The following is a 13749-nucleotide window of genomic DNA, read 5'->3' on the forward strand; positions in this document are numbered from 1 at the left end:
TTCAATGGCAGCCATTACCTCGGTCGCGCTCGCCGCGACCCTCGCCGCCACGTCGATGACGTGGACGACGGCCAACAGCGTCGCCACCGGCGATCAGGACACGCCGGCCATCGCCGCCAACCGCAACGGCCAGGTCGCCGTGGTCTGGGAGGACGACCGGGACAGCACCGCGCCCGAGAACAACTCCCACTCCGACGTCTGGCTGCGGCTGTTCACCGACGGCGTCGCGAAGTACGAGCTCAAGCTGTCGGCGGGCGGCACGTCCGGCACGAACTGGAAGCACATCAGCCCCGACGTCGGCCTCGACGACAAGGGCAACGCCGTCGTGGTCTGGGCCGAGGACCCGGACGGCAACGGCGCGTTCAACATCGTCTACCGGGTCGTCTCCCCCACCGGCACGGTCACCGCGTCCGGCCGGGCCAACGCGGACGCCGCCGGCGACCAGATCCTGCCGAAGGTGGCCGTCGACCCGGACGGCGCGCCCAGCACCGGGGCGGTCGCGTTCAGCGTCGTGTGGGAGGACGTGCAGGGCACCACGTACAGGGTCAAGGCCGCCGGGTACACGGGCCCGACGACGAAGGCCTACGAGGTCTTCGCGTCGCAGACCACCGGCGCGCACCACCAGCCCGACGTCGCGGTCTCGGCGTCCGGCGACGCCCTGGTCGTCTGGGACGAGGACGCCGACGCCAACGGGTTCTACAACATCGGTCTCGTACGCCTGGCGAAGGCCAACGGCGCGGTCAACCTCTCCCGCCGTACCGCCAACAGCCTCGGCGACGGCCAGCAGCGGCGGGCGGCGATCGCGGCGTCGTTCTCGGGCGCCTTCGCGGTCGCGTACGAGTCGGACCACACCGGCACCGCCGGCGTGTGGACCCGCTCGTTCCTCGCCGACGGCACGCCTCGGCACGTGGAGGTCCTGTCGGCGAACGGTGGCGCCACCCCCTCGATCGGCATCGACGACCAGGCGAACACGGTCGCCGGCTGGACCGTGGGCGGGCTCGACGTGTGGGTCCGCGGGTTCAACCCCGACGGCACCGGCACGGGCCGTCTCGCTTCGCAGGTCCTCAGCCAGACGGCGACGGGCCGGCAGGAGCAGCAGGTCGTCGCGGTGTCGCCGTGGGGCGAGGTCAGCGTCGCGTACACCGACGACAACGACGGCAACACGTTTGACCAGGTCATCCTCGGCACGGGAGGCAGCAACTCCGACTGGTGACGCCTCCGGCCTGATGTGCGCGCTATTGTTGAACCGTCAACGAACAGGAGCGCGCATGATCACGATCGAGGTCTGGTCCGACATCGTCTGCCCGTGGTGCTACATCGGCAAACGACGCCTCGAAACCGCCCTGTCGACGTTCGACGGGGCGGTTTCGGTGCAGTGGCGCAGCTTCCAGCTCGACCCGTCGACGCCGGTGGGCGACCCGCGGCCGGTCGGCGAGTCGCTGGGCGCGAAGCTGGGGCTGCCCCAGGCTCAGATCGACGGCATGTTCGAGCACGTCACGCAGCTCGCGGCGGCCGAGGGTCTGGCGTACGACTTCGCCCGGGCCCGCACCGCCAACACCTTCGACGCGCACCGGCTGCTGCACTTCGCCAAGGCCCACGGCCTGCAGGCGGAGCTGAAGGAACGGCTCCTGCACGCGTACTTCACCGAGGGTGCCGACGTCGGCGACCAGGTGGTGCTCGCGGGGCTCGCCGCCACGGTCGGGCTGGACGAGGTGGCGGCCAAGCAGGCCCTCGCCGACGGCTCGTTCGAGGCCGACGTCCGTCAGGACTTCGCGCAGGCCCGTGCGTACGGCATCAGCGGCGTGCCGTTCTTCGTCTTCGACCAGCGGATCGGCGTGTCCGGCGCGCAGCCCGTCGAGGTGTTCGAGAAGGCGCTGCGGTCCTGATCGCTTCACGTGCACTTGCGGGTGCGAATGGTAGAGGCAACAGGCGCACAGTCAAGTGGCAGGTTTGTGATGCACGTGCACCGCGGACGTGAATGACTGCGTTCAGGCCGACACAAACCGCGTCACCGGTTCTACGCTGCTTGCATGAGCGCTGACGTGCTGCACGCCTACCGTATGCAGGTCGCCCGCGGTGTTCGCCGGCTGTCCACCGACGATACCGAGCAGGTGGCGACGCTGCTGGAGCAGCTGGGCTATCCCCAGGAGGGGACCGACACCGCCGGGCGCCTGCGCTCCTGGGTCGACCACCCCGACGGGGGCGCGTTCGTCTGGGACGAGCGGGGCCGCCTGCTGGGTGTCATCGCTGCGCACATCATCCCGTCGTTCGAGAAGGACGGGTCGTGGCTGCGGATCGTCGCGCTCGCCGTCGCCGACTCGGCGCGCGGGCGCGGGATCGGCACCAGCCTGGTCGCGGCGGCAGAGACGTTCGGCCTCATGCGCGGCTGCCACAGCGTCGAGGTGACCAGCCTGCGGACCCGCGAGGGCGCGCACGCGTTCTACAAGGCGCTCGGGTACTCGGACCGCTCTGACGCGGCGGGGCGCTTCCTGCGGCAACTCCCCTGATGTCCTTTTCGCCTTCTTTGTGATTTTGTGCAGGGCGGGCGAGATTCGCTTCCGCTGCCGCGCCGTTGTCCACAGCGTCACCGCTCTCCTTGGGTGCGGCTTTGGCGGGGGGCGCTTGCCTCGGGTCAGGCGTTGAGCTTGGCGGCCAGGGTCTTGGCCACCTCGACCAGGCCCGTGTCCGCGGCGGCGGGGAGCTCGCCGCCGCCGAGGTTGGCGACGGACAACACCACGATCAGGTTGCTGACCCGCATCGTGATGATCTGAGGCTGGCCGATGGCGCGGACCCGCTGGCGGACCGCCTGGTCGCCGACGCCGTCGAGGGGCTCGCTCTCGGTGCCGCTGGTCACTTCGAGGTAGCGGGAGGCGAGCTCCGGGCCGCCGACCGTGCCCTTCTTGGGCACGACCGTGAAGCCGACGTTGAGCTGCGTCTGACCGTCCCCCGCCGTGCAGTTGGCGCCGTCGGCCTCGACCTTCGCCGCCGGTACCACCGCCGCCACCGCTGAAGCGTCGAGCACCGCGCAGTCAGGTGCGGCGCTGAAACGCCCCGCTTCGGTGAAGACACCGAGCGTGTATGCCACGCCGAGGCCCGTCGCAGCGAACGCGGCGACCACCGCGAGGACGATCAGGGCGATTCGCCAGAAGCGCTGCATCGCGTCATTCTAGGGGCGCCTGCCCGCCGGCCACTCGTGCGAGCATCTTGTGCGCAGGTTGAAGTCCGGCTTAAGCCCATGGTCCTCGACCAGCGGGTTCTGATACCACCAATGGCAGTGGAACCACATGAGACACGATCAACCATGACCGTCCCCCGGCAACAACGCCCGGCGAGCAGCCTCGCCGCCCCGGCGGCACGACCCGTCGAGCACAACGGCGCCGGACGGTTCCTGCTGCGCACCCTGTTCTGGGGCGGTCTCGCGCTGGCGCTGCTGCCCTGGTGGCTCGGCACGAAGGCCGGCTCGATCGACACCGGCGCGGAGATCTTCCAGTCGGCCGGCCGGGTCACCGGCCTGATCGCCGGCTACCTGCTGCTGGTGCAGGTGATCCTGATGAGCCGGCTGGCCGTCCTGGAGCGCTGGATCGGCGCCCGCCACCTGGGCCTGTGGCACCGCGAGCTCGGCGGCTCCGTCCTGATCATGATCCTGGCCCACGCGGCGCTGATCACCGTCGGTTACGCGTACGCCGACCGGGTCGGTTTCGTCAGCGAGCTCGGCACGATCCTGACCGAGTACGAGGACATGGTCACCGCCTTCCTCGCGGCCGGCATGCTGGTGTGCATCGGCCTGCTGAGCATCCGCGGGCTGCGCCGGGCCCTGCCCTACGAGCTGTGGTACTTCCTGCATCTGACCGCCTACCTGGCGCTGCTGCTCGGCTTCGCCCACCAGTTCTCCAACGGGCAGGAGCTCTTCAAACCGGGCCTCGGCCGTACGCTGTGGATCGCCTTCTACGTCGTCATGGTCACCGCGGTCGTCTGGGGGCGCATCGTGGCGCCGCTGACGTTCAACCTCCGGCACCGGCTCCAGGTGGCCGACGTGGTCGCCGAGGGCCCCGACATGGTGTCGATCTACATCACCGGCAACCGCCTGCACGACATGGACGCGCAGGCCGGCCAGTTCTTCCGGTGGCGCTTCCTGTCGCGCGGGCTGTGGTGGCAGGCGCACCCCTTCTCGCTGTCCGCCGCGCCGAACGGCCGCTGGCTGCGGCTCACCGTCAAGACCGTCGGCAGCCACACGATGGCGATGCGCGACCTGCGCCCCGGCGTGCGGATCTTCGTCGAGGGCCCGTGGGGCGACTTCACCGCGAGCCGCCGGGTCAAGTCGCGGACCGTGCTCATCGCGGCGGGCAGCGGCATCGGGCCGATCCGCGCGCTGCTGGAGGAGCTGCCGCCCGGCGCGGTGGTCATCTACCGGGCGTCCGCCGTGCACGACCTGCACCTGCGCGACGAGCTGGAGCACCTGGCCGACCTGCGGCACGCCACGCTGTGGTTCGTGGTCGGCGACCGGCGCGACCCCGGCCCCCGGCGCCTGTTCACGCCCGCCGGGATGCGGGAGCTGGTGCCCGACATCACCGAACGCGACATCTACCTGTGCGGCCCAGACGGGCTGGTCACGCAGTCGCTGCAGGTGCTGCGGCGGCTGCGGGTCCCGCGCCGGCAGATCCACCTCGACCCCTTCGAGTTCTAGCTTCTTGTTGAGAGTTGGTCCCTCGTGAGACGCGCGATGATCGCCCTGATGGGCACCGCGGCGGGCACCGTCCTGCTGGTGGGTGCCAAGGCCGGTTTCAGCAGCCCCACCGACCGCCCCCTGGACCCGCAGGCCGTCGGCGCGACCGGCCCCGTGCCGTCGGCGTCCGGGGGCCCGCCCTCGGCGGTCACGATGCCGCCCGGCAACGGCGCCGCGCCCACCACGACGGCGGCCACGACGACGACCGCAGCGCCTCCGGCCGGTGGCGGCACGAAGACGACCAGCGCGCCGAAGCCCACGACGGCGGCGCCGAAGCCACCCCGCACCACGATGAAAGACGGCACCTTCGGCGGCAACAGCGTCTACGTCGAATACGGCTCGGTCGAGCTCTCGATCGTCGTCTCCGGCGGCAAGATCACCGACATCAAGGTCCTGGACTCGCCGAGCAACCACTCGCGCTCCGTGCAGATCAACAACAACGCCCTCCCGAAGCTCAAGTCCCAGGCCCTCTCGAAGCAGAGCGCGGACATCGACACGGTCTCCGGCGCGACCTACACCAGCTCGGGCTACAAGCTGTCGCTGCAGTCGGCGATCGACCGCGCGTTCCAGGCGTGACCTGTGCTCGTGCGGGTCGAGCACGTGATGGGGATGGCGGTCAGCCTCGACCTGGCCGACCCGCTGCCGGTGCCCGAGCTGGAGCGCCTGGCCGACGAGGTCTTCGCCTGGCTGCGCCTGGTCGACACCACCTTCAGCACCTACCAGGCCGACAGTGAGATCAGCCGCCTCGGCCGCGGCGAGCTGCGCCGCTCCGACTGCTCGCCGCTGGTCGGCGAGGTTCTCGACCGGTGCGCCGAGCTCTGGGACGAGACCCGGGGCTACTTCGACATCATGGCCGGCGGCCGCCTCGACCCCTCCGGCTACGTCAAGGGCTGGGCGGTCCAGCGCGCGTGCGACCGCCTGCTGCTGCTCGGCTCCTCCCACCACTGCCTGAACGCCGGCGGCGACGTCTTCGTCCGTGGCGCCGCCCCTGGCCGCCCGGCGTGGCGGGTCGGCATCCGCCACCCCTGGGAGGCGATGTCCCTCGCGTGGGTCCTGGAGGTCACCGACATGGCGGTGGCGACCTCTGGCACGTACGAGCGCGGCCTGCACGTCGTCGACCCCTTCACCGGCGAGCCGGCCGCCGCCCTGCGCTCGGTCACCGTGGTCGGCCCGGACCTCGGCACGGCGGACGCCTACGCCACGGCGGCCCTGGCCATGGGCGAGGCAGGCATCGACTGGCTGGCCCAGCTCCCCAACCACGAGTGCGCCGTCGTCACCGAAGACGGCCGCGCGATGCGCTCCGACGGCCTGCCGGTGGCCCCCAGCACCTGACCATCCCCGGCGAGACGATCGCAGACCGCCCTCAGGTCCTCGACGGCACCCGTTCCCACCCGCACACGAGCAAGCACCGGGAGATCTTCGGCCGGGTGTCGGCCGACCGCGCCTTCCCGCTCCTGGCTCCAGCCCGTCTACGAGACCCGTTCCCCCGCCCGCTTGCCACGCCTGGCACCGGTCCGTCTACGAGACCCGCTGCCCGCCCGACTCATTGCCTGCTACCCGCCCCGGCCCCAGCCCGACTCTCTGCCTGTTGCCCGCCCGGCTCCAGCCTGCGACCGGCACGTGCCCGACCATGCGGACTGCGGCCGACCTGGTCTGATGGCACAGCTTCGCGAGGGGACCGGATGGCCGTCCGGCTTCGCGCCCGACAGGCCCACAAACCGCGACCCCGCCGCCCGGCCCAGCACGAAACACCCGCAACCGGCTTCGCGCCTGCTCCCGGCCCGCGGCACGCTTCGACCCGCCCATGGGGCTGGCTCCCCGCCCGACTCCACCCCGGGACCGGGTTCGCGTCCCCGCCCCGGCTCCGGATCACCTGCGAGACCCGTTCCGCCAAACTCCGGCCCGTGGCTGCCTCACACCCAACTCTGCCCACGACCGACTGACCACCACCTGTCAACGAGATCCGCTCCACGCACCGAATCCTGCCGGTGTCCTGCCTCGCGCCTGACCTCGGCGCAGCTCCGGCCGCGACCAGTTCACCGCCCCCGGCTCCGGCCCACGAAGCGCTACCCGCCGAGCTCCAGCCCGGCACCAGCCTGCGGCTCGCTTCGCGTCCAGCTCCGACCCGCCCACAGGACCCGCCTCGTGCCCGACTCCGGCCCGCGACCCGCTTCCCGCGCCCGCTCCTGCCTCCGCGACCCGCTTCCTGCGCCTGGCTGCAGCCCGTCTACGAGGCTGGCTTCGGGACGGCCAGGTCCAGGTACTCGAGCAGGTGCTCATGGGTCGGCGCGGACATGTCGGGTGTGAAGTGCAGGTAGCGCAGCCGCTTGCCCGTCCCCTGCAGCAGCCCGTGCGGATCGGGCAGGTCGGCGCCGTGCTCGAAACCGACCGACACCGAGGCGGTGCCGGGGAAGATGGCCGCGACATGGCCCCGCTCAGGATGGTGGAACCCTAAGCCGTGCCAGCCCCGATAGACGCGCTCGGTCAGCTCGGGCCGGGCTTCCACGATGACGTCCCGCAGGTGGCGGGCGAGTGCGGCGATGTCTGCGCAGCTATCGGCGAGAAGTTGGTCGAGGCCGGGAGGCTCGATGGCTATCATGCCGACACCTCACCACATGGGTACGACAATTCCAGCGGCTTTTCCTACCAGTCGAACGTGGGCCCCTGGACCGACCCGCCGGGCAGGATCGCCCGGTTTGTGTAGACCCACTTCTCCACCACGTAGTACCGGCGGCCACGCGGCGGGGTGACGTCGAACGGGCCGCAGTCGTGGCTGGGCGCGAAGTCGGTGAACATCAGCTCACGGCACACGCGCGGGCCGTCGACGACGTTCCTGGTCTCAGCGTCGACGAGCGACATGGAGATGTCGGCCTGGATCGCCGGGAGCGCCGAGACGTGCCCCACCATGCGGACCGCGGCGGAGCTGGTCTGATGGCACGGCTTCGCGAGGACCGGATGCCCGATGTCCCATGTGTACTCCTCGGCGCACTGCCACGCACCCCACACGATCGCCTCGACAGGACCAGCCGACCGGGTGGGGACACCACCTCTGATCTTCTCGCCGCCAGATGTACGACCAACGCCCACCGACGGTGTGACACCGAGCTTCGGCATCGCGGGCTGACCGTCGACGCTCGGCGGCAGCGCGTCCGGACGCTGGACCGCTGTCTGCGCGCTGGGCCGGTGCACGACCCGCCAGGCGGGGACCGCGACGACCGCCAGCGCCGCCAGTACGACGGCCAAAATTGTCATACGTGAGCGCGATGATGTCGGCGGTCGGGGCTTCGGCACCGGCGGCTCGAAGGAGGGCAGCAGCTCATGGATCACTGGCTGGGGCGGCAGAGCGGGATCGTCGGCGGTGCGCTTCGCCACCACGCGCAGCGTGTGCGCGAGTTCCTTCGCCGTCGGGCGGCGGCCTGGACGCTTGTCCATGCAAGCCCCCACGACCCGCCAGACGGTCTCCGGCATCCCCTCCACACGCTGCGGCGACTCGTCCACGTGCCGACGCAGGATCGCCCAGGCCGGGCCCCCGGCATAGGGCGGCCGTCCGGTGACGAGCTCGAAGAGCACCACGCCGAGGGCGTAGACGTCCGCCGACGGCGCGGGGCGGCCGCCGTAGACGGTCTCCGGCGCGATGTAGTTGGCGGTGCCGACGAGCGCGCCCGGCGTCGTCATGCTCGGCGTGTCGAGCACCCGCGCGATGCCGAAGTCGGTGAGGCGGGTGTGCGGCTGGCCGCCGTCGCGGTCGAGCAGGATGTTGTCGGGCTTCAGGTCGCGATGGACGATGCCGCGCCGGTGCGCCGCCGAGAGCGCGTCGGCGACCTGAGCGAGCAGTGTCGCGGCCTCGGCCGGCGGCAGCGTGCCGCGATCGTGCAGGTGGTCGCGGAGAGTGCCGCCGTCGACGAGGTCCATGACGAGGCCGAGCGACGTGCCGACGGTGACCAGGTCACGGACCCGCACGATGTGCGGGTGGCGGAGCATGAGGAGGATCGCGCGTTCCTGGACGAAGCGGTTGACCGCCTTCGGCTCCGCCATGAGGTCTTCGCGCAGCAGCTTGACGGCGACCTCTTCGTCACCCTGGAGCGCGCGGGCACGCCACACGGTCCCGGTGCCACCGCCGCCGATCGGCTCGATCAGCTGGTAGGCGTCACCGATGCGATAACCGGTGAGGTCCTCGCTGAGCGACCGGAGACCGTCGTCGGTGTCGTCGCGCGCTTCGGGGGGAGTACGCATCGGGGTATTCGTACAGAATGCAAGATGAAGGTCACAACCGTTACCAGGCAATACTCCCCATGTGGGGGACTCCTTGAGCGGCGTGGACCTTCACAGACTCCGATACATGATATGGAAGTCGACCAACCCGTACTTCGTGCTGCGGAAGCCGTCCGGAATCGTGCCGACGATGATGAAGCCGAGCGAGCGCCAAAGCCGCACGGCGACGGTGTTGGTGGACACGACCGCGTTGAACTGCATCGCCGTGAAGCCGAGCTCGCGGGCCCGGTCGAGGCAGTGCTCGCCGAGGGTGCGGCCCAGGCCTCGCCCCCGGGCGCGGGTCGACACCATGAAGCTGGCGTTCGCCACGTGGTCACCGAGGCGGCCCTTGTTGGGGCCTACCTTGTAGGTGCCGAGCACGTCGCCGTCCTCGACCGCCACCCAGACCTCGAACGGGGGCGGCAGCAGCCAGTGCGACCTGGCGTCCTGCTCGGTGGAGTTCGGGTCGTTGTCGTAGCTCTCGCCGGCGGACACGACCTCGTGCCACACGTCCCAGAGGCCCGAGTGCTGGCCCTGCCAGTCGTCGTCGACAAAGCGCCTGATCTCCACGCTGTTCATTCAACACGTCAGGTGGCAGGCTCTGCATTCGTGTTCGATGTGTTGAGCGACGCATTCAGCCGGTTGCCCGCGCCCCCGCGAGAGGTCGTCATCGCCACCGCCGTCGTGGCGCTGCTGGCGGTCCTGTTGCGGCCCGCCTGGCGGGTCATGCGCAACTTCATCACCATCGCGCACGAGGGCGGCCACGCCCTGGCGGCGGTGCTGAGCGGCCGGCGGCTCTCCGGGATCCGGCTGCACTCCGACACGTCGGGCCTGACGCTGTCGAGGGGCCGGCCCAACGGGCTCGGCATGGTGGTCACCGGGCTCGCCGGGTACATCACGCCGTCGCTGCTGGGCCTCGGCGCGGCCGCTATCCTCGGCGTGGGCCGGATCACAGTGCTGCTCTGGCTCCTGCTGCTCCTGCTCGTCGCCATGCTCATCATGATCCGCAACGTCTATGGCATGGTCTCCGTCGTGGTCGCCGGCGCGATCATCTTCGCGGTCTCGTGGTTCGGCTCGCCGGAGGTGCAGGGCGCGTTCGCGTACGCCTTCTCCTGGTTCATGCTGCTCGGCGGCGTGCGGGCCGTGTTCGAGCTGCAGCAGTCACGCTTCCGCCGCCAGGCACCCAACTCCGACGCCGACCAGATCGGCCGGCTGACCCGCGTGCCCGCGATCGTCTACGTCGCGTTCTTCGTGATCGTGTCGCTGGCGTCGCTCGCGTTCGGCACCCGGCTCATGCTCGGCCCCGTGGCGGACCTCATCTCGGGCTGACACCTCCACCACCCGTCACCGACCTGCTCCAGGCCGACCCGGCTCGACCCACCCATCCCGACGACCCCGTCACGACAGCAACCGACCAGTCGACCCACCCGCTCCGGCGACGGCGCTGCGCCAGATCGGCGTCTGGGGTTGAGTGCCCCTGGACCAGGCCCAGCGCACCGCGACAGCAGCTGACCAACTGAACCCACCCGCTCCGGCGACGGCGCTGCGCCAGATCGGCGTCTGGGGTTGAGTGCCCTGGACCAGGCCCAGCGCCGCGACAGCAGCCGACCTGCTCAACCCAACCCCCACGACCTCACCACGAATGCAGCCGGCCGGATCGACCTAGCTTCGACGACCCACCGCGATGGCGGTCGGTTCGCGGCGAGCACCATGGCATCAGACGGCGGAAGGGCGCCGTCGCAGCCGGGCACCGCCGGCGATCGACGCGATGCTCCACGGCGCTGAGGTGAGGCATCACACCGGTCGATCGCGGACGGCGACGGCCGATGGGCAGCGTCACGCCCGGCGAGCGCGGCGCCCACCGCGGACCCCTCGGGCAGCGCGGCGCTCACCGCAGACGCCCAGAAGCAGCGCGGCGCTCACCGCAGACGCCCAGAAGCAGCGTGGTGAGCCGTGCGGAACGGGACACCGCCCGCCCGCTGCATCGATCGCCCCGGTCGTGTCCGCTGCGTGGTGGGTGAGGCTCGGGATCTCGGGTCCGCCTTGACCCGGCCAGCCGGTATTGCCGCGTTCGGATGCCGCCGGCTGGTCGATACGGCGGGCTCGGGGCGGCGGTCGCGCGGATTGCGTTCCGTGCCTCCGCGCCGACGCAGTCTCCGGAGCGGGAGCCGTTGATCGCCGTACATGGGGAGACGCCGCACTCGCAGCGCCGGTCTTCGTCGTCGGACGTGTGGGTCAGGCCGGGACCGGGGTCAGCAGCGCTGCGGCGACCCGGTGAGCCTCCTCGAGGTGGGGCCAGCCGGAGAGGATGAACTCGTCGACGCCTTCGTACTCGGCGAGGCGCAGGCGGATCTCCTCGGGGCTGCCGACCAGGGCGGTGCCGGCGCCCTCGCGGACGAGGCCGATGCCGGCCCACAGGTTGGGGGCGATGACCAGGCCGTCGGTGGTGCCGGCGTTGAGCGCGGTCATCCTGGCCTGGCCGACGGAGTCCATCCTGGCGAACCGCGCCTGCGCCGCCGCGATCCTCGCTGGGTCCATGCCGCGCAGCAGCCGGTCGGCCTCGGCCCACGCCTGGTCGGCGTCGTCGCGGACGATGACGTGGATCCGCAGGCCGAAGCGCAGGGTCCGGCCGTACGCCGCGGCCTTGGCCCGCATGCGCTCGACGCGCTCGGCGATCGCGGCCGGCGGCTCGCCCCACATGAGGTAGACGTCCGCGTGGCGTGCGGCCACGTCCTCGGCGGCAGGCGACGCACCGCCGAAGTAGATGGGTGGGACGTCGGCGAGTGGCGTACCGAGGCCGCCGCACTCGACGTGGTAGTAGTCGCCGTGGAAGTCGAACCGCTCGCCCTTCCACGTGTTGCGCAGCACCTGGAGGTACTCGGCGGTGCGGGCATAGCGGGCGTCGTGTTCGACGAAGTCGCCGTACGCTCGCTGCTCCTGCTGGTCACCGCCCGTGACGACGTTGAGGGCGAGGCGGCCGCCGGAGATCCACTGGAACGCCTCGGCCTGCTGGGCGAGGAGGGTCGGCAGGGTGAAGCCGGCCCGGAACGCGACGAGCATCCGCAGCGTGGTCGTGTGCTGGGCGATCGCGGTACACATGACGAGAGGGTCGAGGCAGCCGGCGCCGACGGGTGTCAACACCGACGCGAACCCGGCCTCCTCGGCGGCGCGGGCGACCTCCGACAGATACGCGACGGTGGGTGTCCGGACGTGTGCGGCGGCTCCGGCGGAGACGGTCGCGGCGCCGACCTGATCACCGTCGCCGGTCGTCGGCAGGAACCAGTGGAACGTCGTCATGCAGTCACCTTACCTACTTAACCGGTGTGTTTCACCGACAGTCTCCCGAGACTGGGAAATGTGGCGCCGATCGATTAGAATGTGTGTACGAAAGTCGCTCTTGAGCTGGGGTTCTTGAGCCGGTTTCGTTGGCTGGGAGGAGAGCGCAAGTGACCGTGTCCACCGTCACCCCGGGGTCCGTTCCGTATGCGACGCTGTTGAGTTTCACGCGCTATGTCGGCCGCACCGGCCCTCGCAAGGCGAGCTTCGTGGGCGGGCTGCGCCGTCAGCGAGAGTCGGGCTCCGGCTTCAACCCACACGGCCAGTTGGTCAAGGCGCTGAAGGCCGACATCCGGTTCCGCACCGGCGGCACCTACCTCAACGCGGTCGTCGAGCAGGTCAATTCGCGGTGGCGGCCACTGTACGAGTCGGTCGTCCCCGGCGCGCTGCGCTACATCGAGTCGATCGGCGACCTGTCGCAGGTGGAGGTCACCCCGACGCGCGACACCCTCGGCATGCTGGGCAGCCTCCCCGTGAAGATCAACCCGCACTTCGGCCTGCGGTATGCGGACGGTCACGGCGAGGCGGTCCGCCTGCACTTCGACGAGGACCCGCCGCAGGACGAGGCCGCGGTCGCCACCCTGCACCTCATGACCCGCCACATGGACCTGGTCCTGCCCAACGCCACGGCCGTCCTCGTCGACCTGCGCCGCGGTGACGTCCTGCGCCCCGACCCGGCGGTCAAGCCGGCCGAGGTGGAGCGGTGGCTCGCCGGCGAGGCTGCCGCGTTCGCCTCGATGTGGGGCACGACCGCCTGACGCTTCCCTCACCAGCGGCAGCGGACCGGAGCGCGCCTCCCCCTCAGGCGCGCCCTGGTCCGCTGCCGCGCTTTCCCCGTCCCCGTCGCCGCGCCGTCCCACTCCCCACGCCACGCCGTCCCCGTCCCCGTCGCCGCGCCGTCCCCGTCAGCACCTGCCCCGCCGTCGCGGCGTCGCGGGGCACATGGGCAGAGACGCGAGAGTGCCGGCGGCGGCCGCAGTCAGCGCCGCCGCAGCCCGCGCGGTGACGATGGCAAGCGCGTCGACGACCGTCCCTGCACGCCCGCGCAATGACATCCCCGTCCCAGCGCCGCCCACCCCCACACCGCGCCTCCGCCGTCCCGCGCCGCGCCGTTTCTGCGCTGTCCCGCCAGCACCTGCCCCGCCGTCACGGTGTCGCCGGGCGCACGGCCAGAGACGCGAGAGTGCCGGCGGCGGCCGCAGTCAGCGCCGCCGCAGCCCGCGCGGTGACGATGACGAGCGCGTCGACGACCGTCCCTGCACGCCCGCGCAATGACATCCCCGTCCCTGCGCCGCCCACCCCCACACCGCACTGCGCCGCCCGTCGCCGTCCCGTCTCCGCACCTGCACCGTCTCGCCCCCGCGCCGCGCCTGCGCCGTCTCGCCCCCGCGCCGCGCCTGCGCCGTCTCGCCCCCGCGCCGCGCCTGCGCCGTCTCGCC

General features: G+C 71.3%; 13 protein-coding genes. 8 read left to right on the forward strand and 5 right to left on the reverse strand.

The features are described 5' to 3' along the window. Positions 1-4 precede the first annotated feature (4 nt). The 3 genes from ABZ321_RS55975 to ABZ321_RS55985 all read left to right on the forward strand — a co-directional run bounded on the left by ABZ321_RS55975 (position 5) and on the right by ABZ321_RS55985 (position 2507). Positions 5-1213: a hypothetical protein gene (locus tag ABZ321_RS55975; protein ID WP_354904876.1), complete on the forward strand. Its 1209-nt coding sequence runs from the start codon at positions 5-7 to the stop codon at positions 1211-1213. A 55-nt stretch (positions 1214-1268) separates the two neighbouring features. Further along, the gene (locus tag ABZ321_RS55980; protein WP_344513732.1) at positions 1269-1886 is read left to right on the forward strand and encodes a DsbA family oxidoreductase; all 618 of its coding nucleotides are present in this window, start codon (positions 1269-1271) and stop codon (positions 1884-1886) included. Between the two features lie 144 nt (positions 1887-2030). Then, a complete protein-coding gene (locus tag ABZ321_RS55985; protein ID WP_344513730.1) occupies positions 2031-2507 on the forward strand; it encodes a GNAT family N-acetyltransferase in 477 nt (158 codons plus the stop codon). A 125-nt stretch (positions 2508-2632) separates the two neighbouring features. On the opposite strand, the gene ABZ321_RS55990 is transcribed toward ABZ321_RS55985, so the two are convergent. Continuing rightward, positions 2633-3157, reverse strand: coding sequence for a hypothetical protein (locus ABZ321_RS55990; protein WP_344513728.1), 525 nt, complete (start codon positions 3155-3157; stop codon positions 2633-2635). A gap of 144 nt (positions 3158-3301) precedes the next feature. On the opposite strand from ABZ321_RS55990, the gene ABZ321_RS55995 reads away from it, so the two are divergent. Genes ABZ321_RS55995 through ABZ321_RS56005 form a run of 3 tightly spaced genes read left to right on the forward strand, consistent with a single transcriptional unit; the run spans position 3302 to position 6055 of the window. Further along, positions 3302-4684 carry a ferredoxin reductase family protein gene (locus ABZ321_RS55995; RefSeq protein ID WP_354904880.1) on the forward strand — a complete coding sequence of 461 codons (1383 nt, stop codon included), beginning with the start codon at positions 3302-3304 and terminating at the stop codon, positions 4682-4684. 24 nt (positions 4685-4708) lie between these two features. Then, entirely contained in the window at positions 4709-5299 is a 591-nt protein-coding gene (locus ABZ321_RS56000) for an FMN-binding protein (RefSeq protein WP_344513724.1), read from the forward strand. 27 nt (positions 5300-5326) lie between these two features. Continuing rightward, complete coding sequence (locus ABZ321_RS56005; protein WP_354904890.1) at positions 5327-6055, forward strand: FAD:protein FMN transferase; 729 nt, start codon at positions 5327-5329, stop codon at positions 6053-6055. Between the two features lie 895 nt (positions 6056-6950). Here the strand turns inward: ABZ321_RS56005 and ABZ321_RS56010 are convergent. The 3 genes from ABZ321_RS56010 to ABZ321_RS56020 form a co-directional block, all read right to left on the reverse strand. Further along, entirely contained in the window at positions 6951-7322 is a 372-nt protein-coding gene (locus ABZ321_RS56010) for a DUF1801 domain-containing protein (RefSeq protein WP_344513722.1), read from the reverse strand. A 44-nt stretch (positions 7323-7366) separates the two neighbouring features. Beyond that, positions 7367-8956 (reverse strand): serine/threonine-protein kinase, encoded by a 1590-nt coding sequence (locus ABZ321_RS56015; protein ID WP_354904884.1) that lies wholly within the window; start codon positions 8954-8956, stop codon positions 7367-7369. A 90-nt stretch (positions 8957-9046) separates the two neighbouring features. Beyond that, positions 9047-9553, reverse strand: coding sequence for a GNAT family N-acetyltransferase (locus ABZ321_RS56020; protein ID WP_354904887.1), 507 nt, complete (start codon positions 9551-9553; stop codon positions 9047-9049). Positions 9554-9583: 30 nt separating this feature from the next. Here ABZ321_RS56020 and ABZ321_RS56025 point away from each other — a divergent pair, with 30 nt between their 5' ends. Then, positions 9584-10303, forward strand: a complete 720-nt coding sequence (locus ABZ321_RS56025; RefSeq protein ID WP_344513716.1) for a M50 family metallopeptidase — start codon at positions 9584-9586, stop codon at positions 10301-10303. Positions 10304-11209: 906 nt separating this feature from the next. Here the strand turns inward: ABZ321_RS56025 and ABZ321_RS56030 are convergent. Further along, on the reverse strand, positions 11210-12271 hold the full coding sequence (locus ABZ321_RS56030; RefSeq protein ID WP_344513714.1) for an LLM class flavin-dependent oxidoreductase: 1062 nt from the start codon (positions 12269-12271) through the stop codon (positions 11210-11212). Between the two features lie 149 nt (positions 12272-12420). On the opposite strand from ABZ321_RS56030, the gene ABZ321_RS56035 reads away from it, so the two are divergent. Continuing rightward, the gene (locus ABZ321_RS56035; protein ID WP_344513712.1) at positions 12421-13068 is read left to right on the forward strand and encodes a hypothetical protein; all 648 of its coding nucleotides are present in this window, start codon (positions 12421-12423) and stop codon (positions 13066-13068) included. Positions 13069-13749: the final 681 nt, after the last annotated feature.

This window comes from Dactylosporangium sp. NPDC006015, from assembly GCF_040614215.1.
Classification (GTDB): Bacteria; Actinomycetota; Actinomycetes; order Mycobacteriales; family Micromonosporaceae; genus Dactylosporangium; species Dactylosporangium maewongense.

What these genes read in the sequence shown, in the direction of transcription:
- ABZ321_RS55975 (WP_354904876.1), top strand. Translation starts at nt 5, where the DNA reads ATGGCAGCCATTACCTCGGTCGCGCTCGCCGCGACCCTCGCCGCCACG.
- ABZ321_RS55980 (WP_344513732.1), top strand. Translation starts at nt 1,269, where the DNA reads ATGATCACGATCGAGGTCTGGTCCGACATCGTCTGCCCGTGGTGCTAC.
- ABZ321_RS55985 (WP_344513730.1), top strand. Translation starts at nt 2,031, where the DNA reads ATGAGCGCTGACGTGCTGCACGCCTACCGTATGCAGGTCGCCCGCGGT.
- ABZ321_RS55990 (WP_344513728.1), bottom strand. Translation starts at nt 3,157, where the DNA reads ATGCAGCGCTTCTGGCGAATCGCCCTGATCGTCCTCGCGGTGGTCGCC.
- ABZ321_RS55995 (WP_354904880.1), top strand. Translation starts at nt 3,302, where the DNA reads ATGACCGTCCCCCGGCAACAACGCCCGGCGAGCAGCCTCGCCGCCCCG.
- ABZ321_RS56005 (WP_354904890.1), top strand. Translation starts at nt 5,327, where the DNA reads ATGGGGATGGCGGTCAGCCTCGACCTGGCCGACCCGCTGCCGGTGCCC.
- ABZ321_RS56010 (WP_344513722.1), bottom strand. Translation starts at nt 7,322, where the DNA reads ATGATAGCCATCGAGCCTCCCGGCCTCGACCAACTTCTCGCCGATAGC.
- ABZ321_RS56015 (WP_354904884.1), bottom strand. Translation starts at nt 8,956, where the DNA reads ATGCGTACTCCCCCCGAAGCGCGCGACGACACCGACGACGGTCTCCGG.
- ABZ321_RS56020 (WP_354904887.1), bottom strand. Translation starts at nt 9,553, where the DNA reads ATGAACAGCGTGGAGATCAGGCGCTTTGTCGACGACGACTGGCAGGGC.
- ABZ321_RS56030 (WP_344513714.1), bottom strand. Translation starts at nt 12,271, where the DNA reads ATGACGACGTTCCACTGGTTCCTGCCGACGACCGGCGACGGTGATCAG.